Origin of the sequence: Pseudomonas sp. BMS12, from assembly GCF_001592875.1 — a bacterium.
In the GTDB taxonomy this organism is placed as follows: domain Bacteria; phylum Pseudomonadota; class Gammaproteobacteria; order Pseudomonadales; family Pseudomonadaceae; genus Aquipseudomonas.
This window is the reverse complement of record NZ_LSOF01000022.1, coordinates 44,236-67,514: the sequence shown is the minus strand read 5'-3', so window position 1 is coordinate 67,514 and position 23,279 is coordinate 44,236. Positions and strand designations below refer to the sequence as shown.

The 23,279-nt window shown below is 61.2% G+C and carries 27 protein-coding genes; 16 read left to right on the top strand and 11 right to left on the bottom strand.

What is annotated here, in order from left to right; all coding sequences use genetic code 11:
- The 5 genes from AYB31_RS22085 to AYB31_RS21555 form a co-directional block, all read right to left on the bottom strand.
- A partial coding sequence (locus AYB31_RS22085) for a hypothetical protein (RefSeq protein ID WP_236715585.1) occupies positions 1-217 on the bottom strand: 217 nt, incomplete at its 3' end.
- A 98-nt stretch (positions 218-315) separates the two neighbouring features.
- A complete protein-coding gene (locus AYB31_RS22410) occupies positions 316-513 on the bottom strand; it encodes an RNA polymerase sigma factor region1.1 domain-containing protein (protein ID WP_068830644.1) in 198 nt (65 codons plus the stop codon).
- 795 nt (positions 514-1,308) lie between these two features.
- Positions 1,309-1,686 (bottom strand): DUF6869 domain-containing protein, encoded by a 378-nt coding sequence (locus AYB31_RS19310; protein ID WP_068830643.1) that lies wholly within the window; start codon positions 1,684-1,686, stop codon positions 1,309-1,311.
- A gap of 588 nt (positions 1,687-2,274) precedes the next feature.
- Entirely contained in the window at positions 2,275-2,685 is a 411-nt protein-coding gene (locus tag AYB31_RS21560; protein WP_153020750.1) for a hypothetical protein, read from the bottom strand.
- Positions 2,686-2,778: 93 nt separating this feature from the next.
- Positions 2,779-3,249 (bottom strand): hypothetical protein, encoded by a 471-nt coding sequence (locus AYB31_RS21555; protein WP_153020749.1) that lies wholly within the window; start codon positions 3,247-3,249, stop codon positions 2,779-2,781.
- A gap of 422 nt (positions 3,250-3,671) precedes the next feature.
- Between AYB31_RS21555 and AYB31_RS19305 the strand changes: the two genes are divergently transcribed.
- From AYB31_RS19305 to AYB31_RS19295, 3 genes are read left to right on the top strand one after another with little or no spacing between them, the layout of a single operon-like run.
- Entirely contained in the window at positions 3,672-3,854 is a 183-nt protein-coding gene (locus AYB31_RS19305; RefSeq protein WP_068830642.1) for a CPXCG motif-containing cysteine-rich protein, read from the top strand.
- Positions 3,855-4,115, top strand: coding sequence for a putative signal transducing protein (locus AYB31_RS19300; protein ID WP_068830641.1), 261 nt, complete (start codon positions 3,855-3,857; stop codon positions 4,113-4,115).
- Positions 4,116-4,143: 28 nt separating this feature from the next.
- Positions 4,144-4,761, top strand: a complete 618-nt coding sequence (locus tag AYB31_RS19295; protein WP_068830640.1) for an SOS response-associated peptidase — start codon at positions 4,144-4,146, stop codon at positions 4,759-4,761.
- A 33-nt stretch (positions 4,762-4,794) separates the two neighbouring features.
- Here the strand turns inward: AYB31_RS19295 and AYB31_RS19290 are convergent, their stop codons facing one another.
- On the bottom strand, positions 4,795-5,694 hold the full coding sequence (locus tag AYB31_RS19290; RefSeq protein WP_068830639.1) for a LysR substrate-binding domain-containing protein: 900 nt from the start codon (positions 5,692-5,694) through the stop codon (positions 4,795-4,797).
- 105 nt (positions 5,695-5,799) lie between these two features.
- On the opposite strand from AYB31_RS19290, the gene AYB31_RS19285 reads away from it, so the two are divergent.
- The 9 genes from AYB31_RS19285 to rpoS all read left to right on the top strand — a co-directional run bounded on the left by AYB31_RS19285 (position 5,800) and on the right by rpoS (position 14,013).
- The gene (locus AYB31_RS19285; protein ID WP_068830638.1) at positions 5,800-6,912 is read left to right on the top strand and encodes an S-(hydroxymethyl)glutathione dehydrogenase/class III alcohol dehydrogenase; all 1,113 of its coding nucleotides are present in this window, start codon (positions 5,800-5,802) and stop codon (positions 6,910-6,912) included.
- Between the two features lie 73 nt (positions 6,913-6,985).
- Positions 6,986-7,822, top strand: coding sequence for an S-formylglutathione hydrolase (gene fghA, locus AYB31_RS19280; RefSeq protein ID WP_068830637.1), 837 nt, complete (start codon positions 6,986-6,988; stop codon positions 7,820-7,822).
- Positions 7,823-8,002: 180 nt separating this feature from the next.
- The gene (ispF, locus tag AYB31_RS19275; protein ID WP_068830636.1) at positions 8,003-8,476 is read left to right on the top strand and encodes a 2-C-methyl-D-erythritol 2,4-cyclodiphosphate synthase; all 474 of its coding nucleotides are present in this window, start codon (positions 8,003-8,005) and stop codon (positions 8,474-8,476) included.
- Entirely contained in the window at positions 8,473-9,531 is a 1,059-nt protein-coding gene (gene truD, locus AYB31_RS19270; RefSeq protein WP_068830635.1) for a tRNA pseudouridine(13) synthase TruD, read from the top strand. The genes ispF and truD overlap by 4 nt, the downstream gene beginning before the upstream one ends.
- Complete coding sequence (surE, locus tag AYB31_RS19265; protein ID WP_068830634.1) at positions 9,519-10,268, top strand: 5'/3'-nucleotidase SurE; 750 nt, start codon at positions 9,519-9,521, stop codon at positions 10,266-10,268. The genes truD and surE overlap by 13 nt, the downstream gene beginning before the upstream one ends.
- A gap of 32 nt (positions 10,269-10,300) precedes the next feature.
- On the top strand, positions 10,301-10,936 hold the full coding sequence (locus AYB31_RS19260) for a protein-L-isoaspartate(D-aspartate) O-methyltransferase (RefSeq protein WP_162493017.1): 636 nt from the start codon (positions 10,301-10,303) through the stop codon (positions 10,934-10,936).
- Between the two features lie 28 nt (positions 10,937-10,964).
- Positions 10,965-11,903 carry a DUF368 domain-containing protein gene (locus tag AYB31_RS19255; RefSeq protein WP_068830632.1) on the top strand — a complete coding sequence of 313 codons (939 nt, stop codon included), beginning with the start codon at positions 10,965-10,967 and terminating at the stop codon, positions 11,901-11,903.
- A gap of 51 nt (positions 11,904-11,954) precedes the next feature.
- The gene (locus tag AYB31_RS21245; protein ID WP_082805370.1) at positions 11,955-12,812 is read left to right on the top strand and encodes a peptidoglycan DD-metalloendopeptidase family protein; all 858 of its coding nucleotides are present in this window, start codon (positions 11,955-11,957) and stop codon (positions 12,810-12,812) included.
- A gap of 196 nt (positions 12,813-13,008) precedes the next feature.
- The gene (gene rpoS, locus AYB31_RS19245) at positions 13,009-14,013 is read left to right on the top strand and encodes an RNA polymerase sigma factor RpoS (protein ID WP_068830630.1); all 1,005 of its coding nucleotides are present in this window, start codon (positions 13,009-13,011) and stop codon (positions 14,011-14,013) included.
- Positions 14,014-14,443: 430 nt separating this feature from the next.
- Here the strand turns inward: rpoS and fdxA are convergent, their stop codons facing one another.
- The gene (gene fdxA / locus AYB31_RS19240) at positions 14,444-14,767 is read right to left on the bottom strand and encodes a ferredoxin FdxA (protein ID WP_068830629.1); all 324 of its coding nucleotides are present in this window, start codon (positions 14,765-14,767) and stop codon (positions 14,444-14,446) included.
- Positions 14,768-14,904: 137 nt separating this feature from the next.
- A complete protein-coding gene (gene mutS, locus AYB31_RS19235) occupies positions 14,905-17,472 on the bottom strand; it encodes a DNA mismatch repair protein MutS (RefSeq protein ID WP_082805369.1) in 2,568 nt (855 codons plus the stop codon).
- Between the two features lie 76 nt (positions 17,473-17,548).
- Between mutS and AYB31_RS19230 the strand changes: the two genes are divergently transcribed.
- From AYB31_RS19230 to recX, 3 genes are all read left to right on the top strand, one after another.
- A complete protein-coding gene (locus AYB31_RS19230; protein ID WP_068830627.1) occupies positions 17,549-18,049 on the top strand; it encodes a CinA family protein in 501 nt (166 codons plus the stop codon).
- An 87-nt stretch (positions 18,050-18,136) separates the two neighbouring features.
- Positions 18,137-19,183, top strand: a complete 1,047-nt coding sequence (gene recA, locus AYB31_RS19225) for a recombinase RecA (protein ID WP_068830626.1) — start codon at positions 18,137-18,139, stop codon at positions 19,181-19,183.
- Between the two features lie 18 nt (positions 19,184-19,201).
- Complete coding sequence (gene recX / locus AYB31_RS19220; RefSeq protein ID WP_068830625.1) at positions 19,202-19,666, top strand: recombination regulator RecX; 465 nt, start codon at positions 19,202-19,204, stop codon at positions 19,664-19,666.
- A gap of 99 nt (positions 19,667-19,765) precedes the next feature.
- On the opposite strand, the gene AYB31_RS19215 is transcribed toward recX, so the two are convergent.
- Positions 19,766-20,845 carry an LOG family protein gene (locus AYB31_RS19215; protein WP_068830624.1) on the bottom strand — a complete coding sequence of 360 codons (1,080 nt, stop codon included), beginning with the start codon at positions 20,843-20,845 and terminating at the stop codon, positions 19,766-19,768.
- Positions 20,846-20,970: 125 nt separating this feature from the next.
- Positions 20,971-22,374, bottom strand: coding sequence for an MBL fold metallo-hydrolase RNA specificity domain-containing protein (locus tag AYB31_RS19210; RefSeq protein WP_068830623.1), 1,404 nt, complete (start codon positions 22,372-22,374; stop codon positions 20,971-20,973).
- A gap of 227 nt (positions 22,375-22,601) precedes the next feature.
- On the opposite strand from AYB31_RS19210, the gene AYB31_RS19205 reads away from it, so the two are divergent.
- The gene (locus AYB31_RS19205) at positions 22,602-22,796 is read left to right on the top strand and encodes a hypothetical protein (protein WP_068830622.1); all 195 of its coding nucleotides are present in this window, start codon (positions 22,602-22,604) and stop codon (positions 22,794-22,796) included.
- Between the two features lie 3 nt (positions 22,797-22,799).
- On the opposite strand, the gene AYB31_RS19200 is transcribed toward AYB31_RS19205, so the two are convergent.
- Entirely contained in the window at positions 22,800-23,201 is a 402-nt protein-coding gene (locus AYB31_RS19200; protein ID WP_068830621.1) for a quorum-sensing-regulated virulence factor family protein, read from the bottom strand.
- Positions 23,202-23,279 lie beyond the last annotated feature (78 nt).

Sequence of the window (23,279 nt, the reverse complement as noted above, 5' to 3'; positions counted from 1 at the left end):
AAGGGGCGGCCGCGAGCGTAGCTTGCGGACGTCCAAGTGAGCGGAGCGAACGACTTGAGACAATTGTTAGGCTCGGCGCTGAGCCGAACACTGCTGCCGCAAAGCCCGTATTTGCTTTACCGCAATGGCCTTGCAGGCGGCGCGATGGCTGCAGCCATGAACTTAATTGACTGCTTCTTTGCTGCACGTTTTTGAAGATGACCTGCGCGCTTTCCATGCGTTTACTTTCCTGATTGCTCTTGCTGCCTAACGTTTGGTTAAGGGGCCGGCTTTAGCCGGTCCCGAGCGAGCGAAGCGAGTGGCTTGAACCATTTGTTAGGCTTCTGGGTGCCCATTATTAGCGCTCGCTTGATCATTGACTATAGAGATACCCATGTCGCTGATCATCAGCAATATGTCATTGATAAGCTCTTCTTGTGTAATGTCTTCAGGCAATATTTTTAGTACTTCAGACTTCAGTAGGAAGCCCTGGGAACGCCCCTTGCTGATTAGGGACTTTAGGTCTGGATGCATCCTGCTTGACCTCTGCCTCTGTGAGCCTAACGATTAAGCTAACGGGCGGCCAAAAGCGCAGCTTTTGGACGTCCAGCGAACGAAGTGAGCGATAGTTGAGCGCATTGTTAGGTTGTTCCGTTGTCTCTCTGCCATTTCTTAATAAGTGCAAAAGATTTGTGGCGCGCTTGTTGTGAGAAACTCTTGTCTTTTGTGATCAAGCTTAAGGCTTGAATTATCTCGTTGCTAGCAGGTGCTCCTTGTTCTAGCCAGCCGATTGCAAGACCTACCCAGTAATTTGATGGTGCTTGTAAGCCAGCAAGAATAATTTCATGGGCGGGAGGTTGGGAGCCGCCTCGCTCGTTGTACGGTAACTCTAGGTGGACGACTAAGGCGCGTGGATCCATTGTGAAGCCTAACGTTTGGCTAAGGGGCCGGCTTCGCCGGTCCCGAGTGAGCGAAGCGAACGACTTGAGCCAATTGTTAGATTGCCCAGCCGTACGCAGCAAGTGAGGCCAGCGCTGCGCTTGACCGACGGTGCGCACGGCGTTCCGGTTTTGGCCCCGGAAGTTATTTGTGATGTGCACATTCTTTGAGCGCAACTCCTTTGCTGGCCACAAATAACGGCCTCTACTACCAGGCGACCATTCGATTCAGGCATACCGCGCAGATGCGATGATTGTGTTCCCTGACTCGGTGCTGAATAACCAATTTTTGCCCTTGCGCCTAACGATTAAGCTAACGGGCAGACAAAAGCGTAGCTTTTGGCTGTCCAGCGAACGAAGTGAGCGATAGTTGAGCGCATTGTTAGGTGCCTTACCACGATTCGCTCCTGAATTTTAGAATGGAGCTCCAAACTTCTGCTTGGATAGAGCTTTGCCATACCCCACCAAGCAGAAGCCTTAGGTCAGCATTCTGCAATGCTTCATGCTCAATTTCTTTGACTACCTCGCTGCCCTTATAGACGAGGAGAATCTCAAGAGGCCCCGCAGCTAGAGCTTGAACTAAGTTGCTCTCGGGACGCTTAGGAATGATGGAAAGAGTTTCCAGGATTACTTTTAGGGCTTTGTGCGGGTCTTTGTGTATAAGCTCATCTAGCTCGTAGGCACCTGCTGAAAGGCTTCCTGATGCTTCGTATTCGCTCTGGCACCTGACCCAGTTTTCAGCGATTTCTTGTATCTCTTCTCGATCCATGAGAGGCACCTAACGTTTGGTTAAGGGGCGGCCGCGAGCGTAGCTTGCGGACGTCCAGAGTGAGCGGAGCGAACGACCTTGAACCAATTGTTATGTGCGGGGCTCAAGTGGAAAACCCTCCGGCTGCTTGGGGAAAGCCCTGGTTGGGCTGGGTAATAATGAGTTGGTTACCCATACTCTCGCGTCAGGCTCAAGCTGTAGGTGCATGACTCTGCGTGAAAATGGCCCCCAACCAAACCACTCAACTTGAGTATACCCATAGGGTGGGTGCTCATATTTGTATAGTGCTGAGCCTATTGCTATTGCAATGGATTGGTACTCAATGTCTTGAATTTCTTTGGTTTGATCTTTGGGCAAGTCGATAGCCCTTTGGTTAATTTTTATTTTTACGTCCTGACCTGAATTATTGTAAAAACGGACGGTTGCAGGTATTGAGCAGGATGAAATACCTGCTAGCAAGGTGAGCGCGATGAGAGCTTTTATGAGTTTCATAAGCACATAACGTTTGGTTAAGGGGCGGGCTTTAGCCCGTCCCAGTGAGCGAAGCGAACGGTTTGAACCAATTGTTATGCGTCGCGCCACTGGAAATCAACTAGACAGGTAAACTGCCATACCTGTGGCAGCCCCGATGGCAAAGGAGCAAAAACCGTAAGTAAACCCATTTATCGTAGTCAATACGGAGCTATTTTTTAGCAGGATAAACCCTGCTATTGAGCTTATTGTCGCTCCTGGCAATAGGAACAAAAGATGAATTAAACCTAGCAGTCCTTGATTTATTTGAAGCTGCCAGTAAAAAAATACGAAAAATGACAACTGCAAGGCCAAAGCCATTCCGCTACAAATATGAGCGGGAGTTTTGAAGAAATAGTTAGCGCCTATTAAAAGTGCGGGCAGCAGTATGTAATACCATAGCCCTATATAGAGATAGTCGCCATTTAACATGACAATGGTTGGAGCTGCGGCTGAAATAAATAACGCAGTTTGAATGTCCCTTTTCATGAATTTTTCCGATTTTAGCTATGCATAACGTTTGGTTAAGGGGCCGGCTTTAGCCGGTCCCGAGTGAGCGAAGCGAACGACTTGAACCAATTGTTAGAGGCTGTACTCGCTGCAGTTCTGAGCTTTTTTAATGACACCGCCAAACGCGGCTCTTGCGCCACAAAAGCCCTTGCAAGAATTAACAGTGCTGATAGTTACATCTTGCTCGGTAAATTTAAAATTAACTTCGCAAGCTCCGCCATCGCTAGGGGCGCCATATAGCTCCCAGCCAGGCTCAGACCAATAATTTGCTTCATCTTTGAATATAAAGCTTCCATCGGGTTGCTTTGTGGCAAACCCAGGTAATGTGCAAGTGTGAAAATTTCCACCGTACTGCAATAGCTCGAATTGTATTTTGGTATTGTCAATTTTCGCTATTTTCATGAAGCTGGTTGCCTCGCCCCAAGTCTCGGTAGCAGCACTATAGTCTCGCAGTTTGAATGTAGATGCATAACACTCACTGGGCTCCGCATGTAATACGGCAGATAAAAGCGTATTAATCGCACCCAGAAGGAAACTTCTCATTATTGCTACAGCCTCTAACAATAAGTAGACGACACATGTGGCGTAATTTTTTCAGCCATTTGTGTCGCATAACATTCCTTGTCCATGCGTAACCCCTTGTGCCTGCTGCGTTTAGCTTGGTGAACGCGACAAGTGCAAAAGAGAAGAAGCGACAAGACCTGGCCCAAGAGTACGAACCCGCCAGCTACGTGTCTACGCTCAGTCAGGGCCAGCACATACCTGCTATGGGCGGGTCTTGCTGAAAGGTTACGGTTACCTTCTGCCTACGAAACGTACGGTGCCGCTGCCTACAAAGCCCACGGTCTGTTCTGTTTTTGTGTGATTTCAAGCGAGCTGCGTGGCAGCAAACTACTGTTTTATTGAGGATTATTAGCTTTTGGGAGCCTTGCGCGCCCATACCGGCAAGTCACACGGAGGCCGTGATGTTGGAAACACAGTTGTGCCAGTGTCCTTATTGCGGGGAGCGGGTGGAGGTGTTACTCGACTTGTCCGCTGGCGATCAGTCCTATGTCGAGGATTGCTCGGTTTGCTGCCGGCCTATTCAGTTCGAGCTGCGCACCGATGGCGTCGATTGGTCCCTGGAAGCACATCGGGAGGATGACTGAATGCAGCGCATCTACGAGCCGCAGGACTTGCTGGAGGCCGAGTTGTTGTTGGGCATGTTGGCCAGTGAAGGGGTGGAGGCGCACCTGACCGGGCGCCATCTGCTCGGCGCGGTGGGCGAGCTGCCGGCGCTGGGGCTGCTCGGGTTGTGTGTGGATGATCCGCAGGCCGAGCGCGCACGCGGGCTGATCGCCGCGTACAATGCCGCCGCGCCATTGCCTGGCGAGGAGCCCGATGGCTGCCCGGGCGTGCTGTTGTGTTGATCTCCCGCCGCCGGATACCCATCGCCCCATGTGTGGACGCTACGCCCTGTTTCGCTGGCCTCAGGCCCTGTCCGGTCTGCCAGACTTCCCCGCCGATCTGCCACAACGCTGGAACCTCTCGCCGGGCCAGCAGGTGCTGTTCCTGCATCAGCCTGCTGGCGAGCTGCAAGCCGCCAGTGGACGTTGGGGGCTGACGCCGGCCTGGCTGGATGACTTCGCCAAGGCTCCAGCCCATGCTCGCGCCGAAACCCTGGCCGAGCAGCCGATGTTTCGTGAGGCGTTCCGCCTGCGCCGATGTGTGCTGCCGGCCAACGGCTTCTATGAGTGGCGCGGCCAGGCTAACCGCAAACGCCCGTACTGGATGAGCAGCGAAGGTTTGCTGTATTGCGCCGGGCTGTGGGAGCAGTACCCCACTTCGGGGCAGACCTACCTCAGCGTGGCCATGGTCACGCGGGAGGCCAGTTACCTGCGCCGGCCGCTGTTGCTGGACCAGGCGGCTACACGCGTCTGGCTCGACCCGCAGGCCACGGCTGAGCAGTTGCAGGCCGTGCTGGCGGCGCCACAGCCGCAGCTGCGCGAGCGGGTGGTGGCGACCCTGATCAACGATCCGGCCTTCGAGGGGCCGGACTGCCTCACGCCGGCCTAGACCGCCGGCCATATCCCGGCGCTGGCGACCGGGTCATGCGCTGACGTCCCGATATTCCGGCCGCTCGGCCAAGCCTTCCTTCAACAGCTCCACCAGCAAGCGCACCTTGGGCGACAGATGCCGTTGCTGTGGGTACAGCGCCCACACGCCGGTGTGCGGCGGGCGCTGCTGCGGCAGCAGGTCGAGCAGGGCGCCGCTGCGCAGGTGGGGCTGCACGTAGTAGTCCGGCAGCTGGCACAGGCCGAAGCCGCGCAGGGCTGCGTCCAGCACCGCCTCGCCGCTGTTGCAGCGCCAGTTGCCCTGCACTCGCAGGCTCAGTTCGCGGCCATCCTGTTGAAAATTCCAGTGATCGCTGCTGCCAATCAGGCAGTTGTGGCGAGCCAGCTCGGACAAGGAATGCGGCCGGCCGTAACGCTCCAGATAAGCAGGCGCCGCGCACAGGTGCATGACCCTGGGCGCCAGGCGCGTGGCGACCAGGCGTGAGTCCTGCAGGCGGCCGAGGCGGATGGCCAGGTCCATGCCGCTGTGCAGCAGGTCGAGGGTCTGGTTGCTCAGCTCGATTTCGACCCGCAGCTGGGGGTGACGGGCCATGAACTGGTTGACCAGCGGCACGATGAAACGCTCGCCGTAGGCCACGGCACAGGTCATGCGCAGCAGACCCTTGGGCTCGTCGTTGAGATCGCCGACGGCGCGCAGTGCCTCCTCGCGGGCGTCCTGCAGGCGCCGGCAGTGTTGCAGGAAGGTCTGCCCGGCTTCGGTCAGCGTCACCTTCCGCGTGCTGCGGTAGAACAGCCGCGTCTGCAGGCGCTCCTCCAGGCGCGCCACCTGGCGGCTGACCTGCGAGGTGGAGAGTCCCAGGCGTTTGGCGGCGGCGGCAAACTGGCTGCATTCGGCGACGGCGACGAATTCGTCCAGACCTTCCCAGCGGCTCATTGATTATCCCTGTTTGGCAATAATGTTTTTCGAGGCCGCGGATTATCCCTCTAAACGCGCTGTTCTACACTCTCGCCACTTTGCCGAACCGCTGGAGAGCGACTCATGATCAAGTCCCGTGCTGCCGTAGCCTTTGCCCCGAACCAACCGCTGCAGATCGTTGAGGTGGACGTGGCGCCGCCCAAGGCCGGCGAGGTGCTGGTGCGCATCGTCGCCACCGGCGTCTGCCACACCGACGCCTACACCCTGTCCGGCGAGGACAGCGAAGGCGTATTCCCCTGCATCCTCGGCCATGAGGGCGGCGGCATCGTCGAGGCGGTGGGTGAGGGGGTCACCTCTCTGGCCGTCGGCGACCACGTGATTCCGCTGTATACCGCCGAATGCCGCACCTGTAAGTTCTGCACCTCGGGCAAGACCAACCTGTGCCAGGCAGTGCGCGCCACCCAGGGCAAGGGTCTGATGCCGGACGGCACCAGCCGTTTCTCCTATAACGGCGAGCCGATCTACCACTACATGGGCTGCTCGACCTTCTCCGAGTACACCGTGCTGCCGGAAATCTCCCTGGCCAAGATCCCCAAGGAAGCGCCGCTGGAGAAGGTCTGCCTGCTCGGTTGCGGCGTGACCACCGGCATCGGCGCGGTGCTCAACACCGCCAAGGTCACCGAGGGCTCCACCGTGGCCATCTTCGGCCTGGGCGGCATCGGCCTGGCGGCGATCATCGGAGCGAAGATGGCCAAGGCCAGCCGCATCATTGCCATCGACATCAACCCGTCCAAGTTCGATATCGCGCGTGAGCTGGGCGCCACCGACTTCGTCAACCCGAAGGAGCACGCCAAGCCGATCCAGGACGTCATCGTCGAGATGACCGACGGCGGTGTGGACTACAGCTTCGAGTGCGTCGGCAACGTGCAGCTGATGCGCGCGGCGCTGGAGTGCTGCCACAAGGGTTGGGGCGAGTCGACCATCATCGGCGTAGCCGGCGCGGGCCAGGAAATCAACACCCGCCCGTTCCAGCTGGTCACCGGCCGGGTCTGGCGCGGTAGCGCCTTCGGTGGCGTGAAGGGCCGTACCGAGCTGCCCGGCTATGTGGAAAAGGCGCAGAAGGGCGAGATTCCGCTGGACACCTTCATTACCCACAACCTGCCGCTGGACGAGATCAACCAGGCCTTCGACCTGATGCACGAAGGTAAGAGCATCCGCACCGTCATTCATTACTGATAGCGGCAAGCCTCAGGCTGCAAGTGGCGCGTGCTGACTGCAGCCTGGGGCCTGATGCTGCCCGGAGGGTCTCATGGAAATCGTTTCCAGCAACAAAAGCTTTGGCGGTTGGCACAAGCGCTACCGACATCGTTCCCAGGTGCTCGGCTGCGACATGCAGTTCGCCATCTTCCTGCCGCCGCAAGCCGAGCAGGGGGCGCGCGTGCCGGTGCTGTACTGGCTGTCGGGGCTGACCTGCACCGACGAGAACTTCATGCAGAAGGCCGGCGCGCAGAAGCTGGCGGCCGAGCTGGGCCTGGCCATCGTCGCCCCGGACACCAGTCCGCGCGGCGAAGGGGTGCCGGGCGACCCGGACGGCGCCTGGGACTTCGGCCTCGGCGCCGGTTTCTACCTCAACGCGACCGAGCAGCCTTGGGCGCGTCACTACCGCATGCACGACTACGTGGTGCAGGAGTTGCCGGCGCTGATCGAGGCCAGCTTCCCGGTTTCGGATCGGCGCGGCATCAGCGGCCACTCCATGGGCGGCCATGGTGCGCTGGTCTGCGCATTGCGCAACCCGGGGCGCTACCGCTCGCTGTCGGCGTTCGCGCCGATCGGCAATCCGCTGGATTGTCCCTGGGGCGAGAAGGCGTTTGCCCGTTACCTGGGCGAGGATCGCTCCAGCTGGCGCGAGTGGGATGCCTGCGCGTTGCTGGCTTCGGCGGGCGAGCGCCTGCCGATCCTGGTCGACCAGGGTGACCGCGACGACTTCCTCGAAACCCAGCTCAAACCGCAGGCGCTGCAAGCCGCGGCACGCGCGGCGGGCCACCCGCTGACCCTGCGCCTGCAGCCGGGCTACGACCACAGCTACTACTTCATCGCCAGCTTCATCGACGATCATCTGCGCCACCATGCGGCGGCTTTGCTGTAGTCAGAGCTGCCTGCATCCATCGGCGCGAGTCCGACGCTCTACAGGTAGGAGGGGCCTTGACCGCGATCCAGGCTACGCAGAAGCGTCGCGGCCAAGGCCCCTCCTACAGAAAAGCGAAAGCCTCGCAGCCTGTCTGCCTGAGTTAGAATCCCGCCCTGACTTTTGCAGGGCGTTCTTTTTATGCGTATCGGCCATGGCTATGACGTGCACCGTTTTACCGAGGGCGACTTCGTGACTCTCGGGGGTGTGCGTATCCCCCACAAGTTCGGCCTGCTGGCCCATTCCGATGGTGACGTGCTGCTGCATGCGCTCGCCGATGCGCTGCTCGGTGCGGCGGCGTTGGGCGATATCGGCAAGCATTTCCCGGACACCGACCCGACCTTCAAGGGCGCCGACAGCCGCGTGCTGTTGCGTCATGTACTCGGGTTGATCCAGGCCAAGGGTTATGGGGTGGGTAACGTCGACGCCACCATAGTCGCCCAGGCGCCGAAGATGGCGCCGCATATCCAGAGCATGCGCGAGCGTATCGCCGAGGATCTGCAGGTCGAACTGGATGCGGTCAACGTCAAGGCCACCACCACCGAGAAGCTTGGCTTCACCGGGCGCGAGGAAGGCATCGCGGTGCACGCCGTCGCCTTGTTGCTGAAGGCATGAACGAGCTCGAACTGCTGGGCCCGCGCGCCCATGGTGAGCCTTGCGGCACGGCGGTGCTCAAGGCGGTGGCCGAGGACTTCCAGGTCGATGAGGTGCTGGATATCCCCCTGTCCGGCCAGGGTGAACACCTCTGGCTTTGGGTGGAGAAGCGCGGCCTGAACACCGAGGAGGCGGCGCGGCGCCTGGCTCGCGCGGCCGGGGTGTCGCAGCGCAATATCAGCTACGCCGGTTTGAAGGATCGCCAGGCCCTGACCCGCCAGTGGTTCAGCCTGCATCTGCCGGGCAAGGCCGATCCCGATCTGACTGCCGCCGAAAGTGACAACCTGGCCATCCTCAAGACCGTGCGCCACTCACGCAAGTTGCAGCGCGGCGCTCATTCGGCCAACGGCTTCATCCTGCGCCTGACTGCCCTCAAGGTCGACCGCGAGGTGCTGGAGCACCGCTTGCAAACCCTTCGTGAACAAGGTGTGCCCAACTACTACGGCCTGCAGCGTTTCGGCTGGGACGGTGGCAATGTCGTCGATGCTCGCGCGTTCGCGTTGCGCAAGGAGTTGCCGGAGCAGCGCAACCTGCGTTCGCGTCTGCTGTCGGCGGCGCGCAGCTACCTGTTCAACCGCGTATTGGCCGAGCGGGTAGCGGCTGGCACCTGGAACAGTGCTCAGGTCGGCGACCTGCTGGCCTTCACCAACAGTCGCAGCTTCTTCATGGCCGGTGAGGCGGAATGCAGCGATCCGCGCCTGACCATCCTCGATCTGCACCCGACCGGACCGCTATGGGGCGCTGGGCCGTCGCCGGCGGCCGGCAATCCTCAGGCTCTGGAGCAGGGCGTCGCCGAGCGTGAATCGGCGCTGGGTGACTGGCTGGTCGGCGCGGGCATGGCGCACGAACGGCGCATCCTGCGCCTCCCCATCACCGGTTTGACGTGGCATTATCCGGAACCCGAGATAGTGCAACTGCAATTCGTTCTGCCGGCCGGATGCTTCGCCACCGTGGTGGTGCGTGAACTGGTCGATCTACTGCCGGCAGGGCAGACGGAAACCCCATGCGAATTCTGATCTCCAACGACGACGGGGTGCTGGCACCCGGTATCGCCGCGCTGCACGGCGCTTTACAGGACTACGCCGAGTGCGTGGTCATCGCCCCGAGCGAAGACAAGAGCGGCGCCAGCAGCGCGCTGACCCTCGATCGTCCGCTGCATCCCTCGACGCTGCCCAACGGCTATATCAGCCTCAACGGCACGCCGACCGACTGCGTGCACCTGGGCCTCAATGCGCTGCTGGATCCGGTGCCGGACATGGTGGTGTCGGGCATCAACCTCGGCGCCAATCTGGGCGACGATGTGCTCTATTCCGGCACCGTGGCCGCAGCACTCGAAGGGCGCTTCCTGAGCAAGCCCGCCTTCGCCTTCTCGCTGCTGTCGCGTCAGCCCGACAATCTGCCGACCGCCGCCTACTTCGCGCGCAAGCTGGTCGAGGCCCATGACAAGCTCGACCTGCCACCGCGCACCGTGCTCAACGTCAACGTGCCCAATTTGCCGCTGGAACATATCCGAGGCGTGCAGCTGACGCGCCTGGGTCATCGCGCGCGCGCAGCGGCGCCGGTCAAGCAGCTCAATCCGCGCGGCAAGGAAGGCTACTGGATATCCGTCTCCGGCGACGCCGAGGATGGCGGCCCGGGTACCGACTTCCATGCGGTGATGCAGGGCTATGTGTCGATCACGCCGCTGCAACTGGATCGCACCTTTCACGAGGCATTTGGCCGCCTTGAAGGATGGCTGGAGGGCCTGCTGTGATGCGCGACCTGCAACAACATCACGGCATCGGCATGACCTCGCAGCGCACCCGCGAGCGCCTGATCGAGCGGCTGTACGAGGAAGGCCTGTCCAACGCGCGCGTGCTCGAAGTCATCCGCCGCACGCCGCGTCACCTGTTCGTCGATGAAGCCCTGGCGCACCGCGCCTATGAAGACACGGCGCTGCCCATCGGCCATAACCAGACCATCTCGCAGCCCTACATAGTCGGGCGCATGACCGAGTTGCTGCTGGCCGCCGGCCCGCTGGACAAGGTGCTGGAGATCGGCACCGGCTCCGGTTACCAGACCGCAGTGCTGACTCAGCTGGTGGAGCGGGTGTTCTCGGTGGAGCGCATTCAGTCCCTGCAGGATCGAGCCAAGGAACGCCTGGCCGCTCTGAATATCCGTAATGTGGTGTTCCGCTGGGGTGACGGCTGGGAAGGCTGGAATGCGCTGGGCCCCTACAACGGCATCATCGTTACCGCCGCCGCCACCGATGTGCCCCAGGCCCTGCTCGACCAGTTGGCCATCGGCGGCCGTTTGGTAATTCCGGTGGGCACCGGCGATGTGCAGGAACTGCTGCTGATCGTCCGTGAAGAAGATGGCTACAGCCGCCATGTTCTCGATCTGGTGCGATTCGTCCCCCTGCTCAATGGCCCGTTGGCCTGACTCCATACTTTTAGCTACGGAAAGCTCGATGAAGAATTATTTTCTGCTGTTTGCAAAAGGCATGGCGATGGGCGCGGCCGACGTGGTGCCCGGTGTCTCCGGCGGTACAGTCGCCTTCATTACCGGCATTTACGATGAATTGCTGCGCTCCATCGCCCGCGTGCCCGAGGCATTGGTGCAATTGCTGCGGGGCCGTGTGGCCGAGGCCTGGCGAATAGCCAATGTGAATTTTCTGCTGGTACTGTTCGCCGGTATTCTCACCAGTGTGTTCAGCCTGGCACGCCTGATTACCTGGCTGCTGGCCGAGCAGCCAATCCCGGTGTGGTCGTTCTTCTTCGGTCTGATCCTGGTTTCCAGCCACCTGGTGGCGCGCGAGATCGGTCGCTGGAACTGGATTCGAGTCCTGAGCTTCGGCCTGGGCATTGCCTTCGCCTGGTGGATCACCGTAGCCGCCCCGCAGCAGTGGGGGGATGATCCGTTGAGCCTGTTCCTGGCGGGTGCCATTGCCATCTGCGCAATGATTCTGCCCGGGATATCCGGCAGTTTTCTGCTGGTGCTGATGGGGCTCTATGCCGTGGTGCTGGGGGCGGTCAAGAGCCTGGATATCGCCGTGCTCGCCATCTTCGCCGCGGGTTGCCTGGTCGGCCTGCTCAGCTTCGCCCGCCTTCTCAGCTGGCTGCTGGCTCATGTGCGTGACGTTACCCTGGCCTTTCTGACCGGGCTGATGTTGGGCTCGCTGAACAAGGTCTGGCCGTGGAAGCACACCCTGACCTGGCGTACCGACAGCCACGGTTTGCAAGTGCCCGTGCTGCAGGAAAATCTCTGGCCCTCGCAGTTTGCCAGCCAGATGGGGCAGGACTCGCAGCTGCTGCTGGCGCTGCTATTGGCGGTCGCCGGTGTGGTGTTGGTGCTCGGGCTGGAGTGGTTGGCCGGGAGTCGCCAGCAAAGCGCTGGCTCTGCCGAATAAATCCGGCACAATACGCGCAACTTACAAGCAGCAGCGCCACAGGAGCACGGGGTGAGTCTCACACAGCAGCGAAAGCACCATGCCTTGGGTGCAGTGTTTTTCGCGGCCTTGCTGACAGGCTGCAGCAGTAAGCCGTCGGCTCCGGTTCAGGTGGTGGACCGCACCCAGAGTGGCACCCAGGCTCAGCGTCAGTATCAGCAACAGGTCACCAGTGGCCAGTATGTGGTGCAACGTGGCGACACTCTTTATTCCATCGCCTTTCGTTTCGGTTGGGACTGGAAGGCTCTGGCGGCACGCAACCATATCCCTGCGCCCTACGTGATTCGCCCCGGCCAGCGCATTCGCTTCGATCTCCCGCCGAGCAGTGCTCCTGTGGCGGTGCAGCCGAGCCGGCCGGTAACGCCTGCTGTGCAGCAACCGGTCAGTCGTCCTCCGGCACCAAGCCCGGCACCGGTTCAGAAGCCGGCGGCGAGCACATCTCCTGTTGCCACTAACCCACCTGCCGCACCTGCCAAAGTGCAACAGGTGCAGCGTTCGGCAAAGGGCTGGGCCTGGCCTGCCAATGGCACGCTGATCGGGAAATTCTCGTCAAACGGCAGTTTGAATAAAGGAATTGATATCGCCGGAGATTTGGGCCAGCCTGTTTTAGCTGCGTCTGATGGTGCCGTTGTGTACGCCGGGAGTGGTTTACGGGGCTACGGCGAACTGGTGATCATCAAACACAGCGATGCCTACGTAAGCGCCTACGGACATAACCGCAGGCTGCTGGTTCGGGAGGGACAGCAGGTCAAAGTCGGACAGCATATTGCCGAGATGGGTTCCACGGGAACCGACCGGGTGAAGCTCCATTTCGAGATTCGCCGCCAAGGTAAGCCTGTAGATCCCTTGCAATATCTGCCTCGTCGTTGACTCGCCACCACCCCGTCTCATACGTGGGAGGAGCGGGCTTTGGTGTTGCCAGGGAGTCACCCAGCGATTCGTCAGGTGCGTAATCAATCGGCGGCAGGCCAGTCTCGGACTAGCTTGGGGGGCCGGTTCTCCTGAATGCAGAACTGGGGTGGGCGTCGCTAGGGCTTGTTGTCGAACTCAGAACAGGACAACAACAATGGCACTCAGCAAAGAAGCGCCGGAGTTTGACGTCGACGATGAAGTGCTCCTTATGGAGCCAGGCATCGTTCTGGAAGAGCGGGCAGAAGAAACCGAGCTGCCGACTTCCAGCGCCAAATCCAAAAATTCGACCAACAGTCTCAAACAGCACAAATACATCGACTACACCCGGGCGCTAGACGCCACTCAGCTGTACCTCAACGAAATCGGCTTTTCCCCCTTGCTCACCCCTCAGGAAGAAGTGCACTTCGCGCGACTGGCGCAGAAGGGCGATCCTGCCGGGCGCAAGCGCATGATCGAAAGCAACCTGCGTCTGGTGGTGAAGATCGCACGGCGTTATGTCAATCGCGGCCTGTCGCTGCTGGACCTGATCGAAGAAGGCAATCTCGGCCTGATCCGGGCTGTGGAGAAGTTCGATCCGGAGCGCGGCTTCCGTTTCTCCACTTATGCGACCTGGTGGATTCGTCAAACCATCGAACGGGCGATCATGAATCAGACCCGAACGATCCGCCTGCCTATCCACGTGGTGAAGGAGCTCAACGTCTATCTGCGAGCGGCTCGTGAACTGACCCAGAAGCTCGACCATGAGCCGTCGGCTGAGGAAATCGCCAACCTGCTGGAGAAGCCGGTCGGTGAGGTCAAGCGGATGCTCGGTCTCAATGAGCGGGTCACTTCGGTGGATGTATCGCTTGGGCCAGACTCGGACAAGACCCTGCTCGATACCCTCACGGATGATCGCCCTAGCGATCCCTGCGATCTGTTGCAGGACGACGATCTTTCGGAAAGCATTGACCAATGGCTATCGGAGCTGACCGACAAGCAGCGTGAGGTGGTGGTGCGCCGCTTCGGTCTGCGCGGTCATGAGAGTTGTACGCTGGAGGAAGTTGGCCAGGAAATCGGTCTGACCCGCGAGCGGGTGCGGCAAATCCAGGTCGAGGCGCTCAAGCGCTTGCGGGAAATTCTCGAGAAGAACGGCTTGTCCAGCGACGCTCTATTTCAATAGGGTGTCCCGTTCTCCAACAAAACCCGGCCTATGCCGGGTTTTTTATTAAGTCCGGTGTAGGTTATTGCTTACACGGGCTGTAAGTGTTTTCGGTCTAAATGCGTTGGTTGAGATCCATTCTTATCCTTGTTGTTTGTTTAACTATTTGATTTTTATCGATTTTATTATAAATGGTGCCGCCCTGTAGCCGTCTTTGAGGCATTTTCAGGGGCTTGCTCGAGTAGGCTGAGCGGCTAAGATGAAGTCGTGCCTAGGGACGTGGCGCGATTGCCAGGATGGTGACCAGGGAACTACCGCAGGATGCGGTTCATCAGGAAGATGAAAGGATTCTCAGGGAGCAGGGAAGAAAGAGTGGGCGGGTAATACCGCCCCTTTTTTTGCCTGCAGAAAAGCAAAAGGCCCGCGTTTGCGGGCCTTTGCGTTTCCGGGCTTAGCGCTCCAGATGCTGCAGCTTGTCCTTGACGCCATCCCATTCCTCGGCGTCGGCCAGCGCTTCCTTCTTCTCGGTGATGTTCGGCCAGACTTCCGCCAGGTCGGCGTTCAGCTCGATGAACTCCTGCATATCCTCCGGCACTTCATCTTCGGAGAAGATGGCCTGAGCTGGGCATTCCGGCTCGCACAGGGCGCAGTCGATGCACTCGTCCGGGTGGATCACCAGAAAGTTCGGGCCTTCATAGAAGCAGTCGACCGGGCAGACTTCCACGCAGTCGGTGTATTTGCACTTGATGCAGTTGTCGGTAACGACGAAGGTCATTTCTGATTCTCTCCTCAGGCGGCAGCCTGATCCCTATCTGTGTGGGTTTGCAGGCGCTCGGTATTGGCCGCGGCTCAGGCTGTAAACCGGGCAATCGTAAAAATGCGCGCGATTCTAGCAGTTTGAGCGAGTCTGCGTTAGATGCGCGTCTTCCATGTATATAACAGCTCCAGAGCGCCGCGCGGGGTCAGATCATCGGGATTGATCTTGGCCAATTCTTCAAGCAGCGGGTGTGGCAGGCTGGCGAACAGATCGTTCTGCAGCGGTGCGGCCGGCTGGCCGGGTTCGTTACGCGGCATTTCGTGGGGCAGGCTGGTGGTTTCCAGGCGCGCCAGATGCTCGCGGGCACGGCTGATCACGGGGGCTGGTACGCCGGCCAGTTGCGCAACGGCGAGGCCGTAGCTTTGGCTAGCAGGGCCGGGCAATACATGGTGCAGGAAGACGATGCGCTCGTTGTGCTCTGTGGCGTTCAGGTGCACGTTGGCCACCACCGGCTCGCTTTCCGGGAGTACGGTCAGCTCGAAATAGTGGGTAGCGAACAGCGTCCAGGCGCGCAGCTTGGCCAGGTGCTCGGCGGCCGACCAGGCCAGCGACAAACCGTCGAAGGTACTGGTGCCGCGACCTACTTCGTCCATCAGCACCAGGCTGCGGTCGCTGGCGTTGTGCAGGATGTTGGCGGTCTCGCTCATTTCCACCATGAAGGTGGAGCGTCCACCGGCCAGGTCATCGGACGAGCCGATACGGGTGAATATACGGTCGACCAGCGACAGCTCGCACGCCGCCGCAGGGACGAAGCTGCCGATATGGGCCAGCAGCACGATCAGTGCGGTCTGGCGCATGTAGGTGGATTTACCGCCCATGTTCGGGCCGGTAATGATCAGCATGCGGGTGCTGTCGTCCAGGCTCAGGTCATTGGCCACAAAAGGCGTGTCCAGCACCTGTTCGACCACCGGATGCCGGCCTTGCTCGATGCGCAGACAGGGCTCCTCGACGAAGCGCGGGCGATTGAGATCGAGGTTCAGCGCTCGCTCGGCCAGGTTGCTCAGTACATCCAGCTCGGCCAGGGCTGCGGCGGTGTCCTGCAGTGGCGCCAACTGGGCGATGAGCAGCTCCAGCAGCTCTTCATACAGCTGTTTCTCACGTGCCAGGGCGCGGCTCTTGGCCGACAGAGCCTTGTCCTCGAAGGTCTTCAGCTCCGGGGTAATGAAGCGTTCGGCGCCCTTCAGGGTCTGCCGGCGGATGTAGTCGGCCGGCGCCGACTCGGCCTGTTTGCTGGGCAGTTCGATGAAGTAACCGTGCACCCGGTTGTAGCCGACCTTGAGGTTGGCCAGGCCGGTGCGTTCCTTCTCGCGGGTTTCCAGGTCCATCAGGTACTGGCCGGCGTTCTCGCTGATCGACTGCAGTTCGTCCAGCTCGGCATCGTAGCCGGTCTTCAGCACGCCGCCGTCGCGGATCACCGCGGGTGGGTTGTCGATGATGGCGCGGGCCAGCAGATCGGCCAGCTCAGGATAGGTACGGATGTTGACTGCCAGCTCAGTGAGGTGTGCCGCGTCCAGCTCGGCCATGCCGGCTTGCAGTTGCGGTAACGCGGCGAGGGCATCGCGCAGGCGCGCCAGGTCGCGCGGACGGGCGTTGCGCAGGCCGATACGCGCGAGAATGCGCTCGACGTCGCCGATGTTCTTGAGCTGCGGCTGCAGCAGTTCGAAGCGGTAGCGCTCGAGCAGGCAGGCGATGGCTTCCTGGCGCGCCTCCAGCACGCTGCGGTCGCGCAGGGGGCGGTTCAGCCAGCGGGTCAGCAGGCGCGAGCCCATGGCAGTCTGGCAGCGGTCGACCACCGACTGCAGGGTGTTGTCGCGACCGCCGGCCAGGTTGGTGTCCAGTTCAAGATTGCGGCGACTGGCACCGTCGAGGATGACCGTGTCGTCCAGGCGCTCATGGCGCAGGCTGCGCAGGTGCGGCAGGGCGGTGCGCTGGGTTTCCTTGGCGTAGGCCAGCAGGCAGCCGGCGGCGCCGATGGCCAGGCTCAGCCCCTCGCAGCCGAAGCCCTTGAGATCCTGTACGGAGAACTGCTGGCACAGGCTCTTGCGCGCACTGTCCAGCTCGAAGTCCCAGGGCGCGCGACGGCGCGAGCCGCGTCGCTTCTCGGCAGGCAGGCCCTGTGGCCAGTCGTCGGGGATCAGCAGTTCGGCCGGGTTCAGGCGCTCCAGTTCGGCCAGCAGGTTCTCCCAACCTTTCAGCTCCTGCACGCTGAAGCGGCCGCTGGTGATGTCGAGTGTGGCCAGGCCGAACAGTTTTTCGTCGCCCAATACGGCGCCGACCAGGTTGTCGCGGCGCTCGTCGAGCAGCGCCTCGTCACTGATGGTGCCGGGGGTGATGATGCGTACCACCTGGCGCTCCACCGGCCCCTTGCTGGTGGCCGGGTCGCCGATCTGTTCGCAGATGGCCACCGATTCGCCGAACTTGACCAGCCGAGCCAGGTAGCCCTCGGCCGAGTGGAACGGGATGCCGGCCATGGGGATGGCCTGCCCGGCGGACTGGCCGCGAGCGGTGAGGGTGATCTCCAGCAGTGCAGCAGCTTTCTTGGCGTCCTCGTAGAACAGCTCGTAGAAGTCGCCCATGCGGTAGAACATCATCAGGTCCGGATGCTGGTTCTTCAGCTTCCAGTACTGCTGCATCATGGGGGTGTGGGCTGACAAATCGCTCATGCTCTACGGTCCGGCTGAATTCGCAAAAGCGCCTAGTGTAGGGTATCCCCCGCACCCGTTTCATCTTGGAGAGCACATGGATCTCATTACCGACCTGGCCGAGCGGCTCGGCACTCGGCTCAAGGCGCACAATGCCCAGGTTTGCACCGCCGAGTCCTGTACCGGCGGCGGCATTGCCGAGGCCATTACCCGCATTGCCGGCAGCTCGGCCTGGTACGAGGCGGGCTACGTCACCTATTCCAATACGCAGAAAACTGCCCAGCTTGGGGTGCCTGCCGGGCTCTTTGCCGAGGTGGGGGCGGTCAGTCGGGAAGTGGTTGAGGCCATGGCGCGCGGGGCTCAGGCGCGCAGCGGGGCAGATTTCGCAGTGGCGGTCAGCGGGATCGCCGGGCCGGATGGTGGCTCGGCAGAAAAACCGGTTGGCACGGTCTGGCTGGCCTGGGCCGGTGGTGAGCAGCTGTGGACCGAGCGCTGCCTGTTCGCGGGTGATCGCGGCGAGGTGCGTCGACGAACGGTCGAGCGCGCGCTACAGGGGCTGCTCCGACTGGCGGCAGGAGAAAATCCGTTGCAGGGGTAGGCGGGCGACTTGCCTTATGAAATACTACTGTCTACTTATACAGTTGTTGGCGAGCGAACGGCTCCCTTTGATCATGTGAGGATGGCAATGGACGAGAACAAGAAGCGCGCCTTGGCGGCAGCCCTGGGTCAGATCGAGAAGCAGTTCGGCAAGGGTGCCGTGATGCGCATGGGCGACCACGACCGCCAGGCCATTCCGGCCATCTCCACCGGCTCCCTTGGCCTCGACATCGCACTCGGCATTGGCGGCCTGCCCAAGGGCCGTATTGTCGAGATCTACGGCCCGGAGTCCTCGGGTAAGACCACTCTGACCCTCTCGGTAATTGCCGAAGCGCAGAAACTGGGCGCTACCTGCGCCTTCGTCGACGCCGAACATGCCCTCGATCCCGACTACGCCGGCAAGCTGGGTGTCAATGTCGACGACCTGCTGGTTTCCCAGCCGGATACCGGCGAGCAGGCTCTGGAAATCACCGACATGCTGGTGCGTTCCAATGCAGTGGACGTGATCATCGTCGACTCCGTGGCGGCACTGGTACCCAAGGCCGAGATCGAAGGCGAAATGGGCGATACCCATGTCGGCCTGCAGGCCCGCCTGATGAGCCAGGCGCTGCGTAAGATCACCGGTAACATCAAGAACGCCAACTGCCTGGTCATCTTCATCAACCAGATCCGCATGAAGATCGGCGTCATGTTCGGCAACCCGGAAACCACTACCGGTGGTAACGCCCTCAAGTTCTACGCTTCGGTACGTCTGGATATCCGCCGTACCGGCGCAGTGAAGGAAGGCGACGAAGTGGTCGGCAGCGAGACCCGCGTGAAAGTGGTGAAGAACAAGGTGGCGCCGCCGTTTCGTCAGGCCGAATTCCAGATCATGTATGGCAAGGGTATCTACCGTACTGGCGAGATCATCGACCTGGGCGTGCAGCTCGGTCTCGTGGAGAAATCCGGTGCCTGGTACAGCTACCAGGGCAGCAAGATCGGCCAGGGCAAGGCCAATGCCGCCAAGTACCTGGAAGACAACGCGGAAGTCGGCAATGCCATCGAGAAGATCATCCGCGAGAAGTTGCTGGTTGCGTCCAACGGGCGTGGTGCGGTCGAGGCTGATGTCGACGAGACGGCTGACCTGGACGCCTGAGACGGCTGAGTAGCGGGCATGAGCAGCATGCTGGATACGCCCGTGGCAGTGCGTCGCGCGGCCATGGATTTACTGGCCCGCCGCGAACATGGCCGGGTGGAGCTGACCCGTAAGCTGCGCCAGCGCGGTGCTGCGGATGAGTTGATCGATCCGGCCCTCGACCGCCTTGCGGAGGAGGGGCTGCTCTCGGAGACGCGTTATCTGGAGAGCTTCGTGGCCAGTCGGGCACGAGGCGGTTATGGGCCGCTCAGGATTCGTGAGGAGCTGGCCCAGCGCGGCTTGCCGCGCGACGCTATCGAGCAGGCGCTGAACGAGGCCGAAATCGATTGGGGCGAGCAGCTGCGTGAGCTGTGGCAACGCAAGTTTGCTGGGCAGATACCGCAGGAGATGCGCGACAAGGCCAAGCAGATGCGTTTTCTCGCCTACCGAGGTTTTGCCCAGGAACAGATTGGCCGCCTGTTACGTGGGGCCAGTCTGGATTGATTCCCCTTCGAGCCCGAAGCCTCCCCTCTTCGGGCTCCGTTTTATTCATGCAAAAAAGCCTGCAGGAAATCCTGCGGGCTTTTTTGTGTGCGTCGTTCATCAACCGTTCTGCGTCCAGTTCTGTGGCAGGTTGAGGTAGTCCACCAACTCGCGCAGGCGCCCATGGTTGCGGGCGTTGAAGCGAAATGCCAGGCGTGTCAGCTCGCACAGTTCAGGCTCGTCGATCTCCGTCTCGCAGTAGGGTTGTTGCTGGTAGCCTCCGCCGAGGCAGAGGTCGGTGAACTCCTTGTTCAGGGTGCATAGCGCTGCCTCATTGAGCGGATGGTTCATACGGATCACGAAGTTGTCCTTGAGCCAACGCGAAGAGTGGAAGTTGCGGTAGAAACGGGCGATTTCCTGACCAGCCTCCTCGGCGCTGTGTACCAGGCGCACCAGCTGCATATCGCTGGGCAGGATGTAGTGGCGCTCCTGCAACTGTTCACGCAGAAAGCGCAGGGCCGCGTCCCAGTAGTCACTACCGGGCTCGTCGAGCAGGACGATTGGCACCAACGGGCTCTTGCCGGTCTGTACCAGGGTCATGACTTCCAGGGCCTCGTCCAGAGTGCCGAAACCGCCCGGGCAGAGCACCAGGGCGTCGGCTTCCTTGACGAAGAACAGCTTGCGCAGGAAGAAGAAATGGAAGGACAGCAGGTGCGAGCTGCCGGCAACCGTGGTGTTGGCGTTCTGCTCGAAGGGCAGGGTGATGTTGAAACCCAGGCTGTTTTCCAGACCGGCACCTTCATGTGCCGCGGCCATCACGCCACCGCCGGCACCGGTGATCACCATGAGGTCGAGGCGTGCCAGGGTCTGGCCGAGCTCGCGGGCCAGTTGGTAGACGGGGTGGTCGGCTGGTGTGCGTGCCGAGCCGAAGACCGTCACCTTGCGCCGCCGTTTGAACAGCTCGAGGGTACTGAAGGCGGACTCCATTTCGCGCAGGGTCTGCAGCATGATCTTGGCGTCCCAGCGATTGCGGTCGGCCTGGGCCATGCGGATCAGCGTGGTGAACATCTCGCGGTACAGCGGCAGGTTTGGGCTGGTGGGCGGGACGACGAGTGCAGTGAGTTCGTCGATATGGCTGCTCAGGTCGATTCCGCTGGTCTGGAAGTGGCGGGACAGATAGTCGTCCGGTTCATAAGGCATGGACTTCTCCTTCTGTTGCGGGCCCGCTCGCAGCCACTCCTGTGGCGCCGGGCTCTGTAGGAGAGTATGGCTCGCGCCGTGACGCTATGGCGGTGCAAAACACATGTGGATGCTTCAGTGCAGGGTCAGAGCGCGATCTGCTCGCCGGGTTCTGGGATGTTGGCGATCCAGTTCAGGCGTTCGTGCAAGGCACTTTGCAGCGCCTGCATCTTCTCGATTTCACCATGCACCAGGTACAGCTCCGGGTGATGCTCGAAATGGCTGACCCACTCCAGCAGTTGCGATTGCCCGGCATGGGCCGAGAAACCGCCGAGGGTGTGTACCTTGGCCTTGACCGCAATGCGCTGGTGCAACAGTTTGACCGTCTCGGCGCCGTCGACGATGGCGCGCCCAAGCGTGCCCTTGGCCTGGAAGCCGGGAAACACCAGATGACACTCGCTGCGCCAGAGGTTGTGTTTGAAGTGGTGGACGATGCGCCCGCCGGTACACATGCCGCTGCCGGCGATGATGATGGCGCCACTCTTTATCCGGTTGATGGCCATCGACTGCTCCGGCGTCTCGGTGCAGCGCAGCACCGGCAGCCAGTCCTCTACTCGCCCGACGTGCCGTTTGCCCGGCCGGGCGTCAATATGCTCTGCGATCTGGTCGTGGAAGCGGCTGTAGATGGCGTTCGCGCGGATGGCCATGGGGCTGTCGAGGAACACCGCCTGCTGGGGTAGGCGCCCCTGCTGATGGAAGCGCCCTAGGTGGTAGATCAGGTCCTGGGTGCGGCCGACGGCAAAGGACGGGATCAGTACATTACCGCCGTCGCGATAGGCTTGCTGGAGAATATCGGCCAGCTCTTCCAGGGTGTCGTCGTTGCAGCGATGGTCGCGGTCCCCGTAGGTCGACTCCATGAGCACCACATCGGCGCGCTGCAGGGTCGCCGGGTCGTGCATCAGTGGCGAACAGCTGTTGCCCAGGTCGCCGGAGAAAACCAGGTGGCGATGCAGGTGGTGATCCTCGACCTCGATCTCGACGATGGCCGAGCCGAGGATGTGGCCGGCATCGTGCAGGGTCAGCCAGACCCCCTTGGCCACCTCGCAGCGTTGCCCGTACGCGATCGGGCGCCGTTGCTTCAGTGCCTGTTCGGTATCGCGGCTGGTGTATAGCGGACTGATGGCAGGTTTGGCCTGGCGCGCGCGCCATTTGTTCTCCCACTCGGCGTCCTTCTCCTGAAGGTGCGCGGCATCCAGCAGCATCAGCTCCAGGAGCGCGCAGCTGGCCTCGCTGGCGAAGATCGGGCCGCGATAACCTTCGGCGACCAGTTTCGGTAGCAGGCCGCTGTGGTCGAGGTGGGCGTGGGAAATGATCACCGCATCCAGTGTGCGCGGATCGAATGCGAAGGGCGCGCGGTTGCCTTCCTCTTCCTCGCGACGACCCTGACGCATGCCGCATTCGAGCAGCACGCGAGCGCCGTCGCGGCTCTCGATCAGGTAGCAGGAGCCAGTCACCTGCTGGATGGCACCGAGGAAGCTGAGCAGAGCCATGCTTGACTCCTGACTTGGGATTGGAACTTCAGTCTGCTGCGTTTGCCTTGCGAGTGTCTTGACTCGGATCAGTATGGTTCTGTGCTGCGGGTGGGGCCGCACCGCTCGTCTGCGACAGCGGAAGGACTGGATACATCTGATTTACTTGTCAGGGGAGCCGCCTCGTCGCTGGGCAGCTGTTCACGACCCGCGGGCTCGTTGCCCGCGGCAGGAAGGGAGGGGCAGGTATGCCCAAGCTGACGCTGGAGCTGAATCTGGAGCTGTATCGTTTGCTGGTGCAGGCTGCACGCAGCAATGGTTTGAGTCTGGAGGACGAGTGCCTGCGCCGCCTGGAGGGTGGTGTGCGGCGCTCGCGCTACATGGAGGCGCTGCTGGCCGAGATTCGGGCCGACGATGAGCAGCACAAGGCGAACAAGGGCTGAGGGCTACTGCGCCTGGCAGTCGGCGGCGCTGAAACGCTCGCTGGCGACCGGTCGATTGCTCTTGAATTCGCTGAACTGGTAGCGCAGCACGGCGCCCTGCACCAGCAGTTGGCGGTAACCCGCATTGCTGCACACGCTGCTCGCAAGCTGGCTGCGTACCGTGTCCGGATTGGCGCGCATCTGTTCGGCGTGGGCCGGGCGCACGCTGAGATGGTTGATCAGTTCGGTGCCTTCCACGGTGTAGCCCTGGTCAAGAATGTCGGCGTTGATCGCCCGCGGCGTGCCGATGCTGCTTTGCTGGGCGACCTGCTGCAGCAGACGACTCAGCTCCTGCTCCTTGAGCGAGGCGGCGTGGGCGCCGGGTAGCAGCAGGGCAAGGCTGATGAGTGCGGCGAGGCGTTGCATGGAACTCTCCGTAAGCGATTGTGCGGCTTTCGACCGGCAATCGTCGGTCGGGTTCGATCGACGTCATCTTAACCCCTG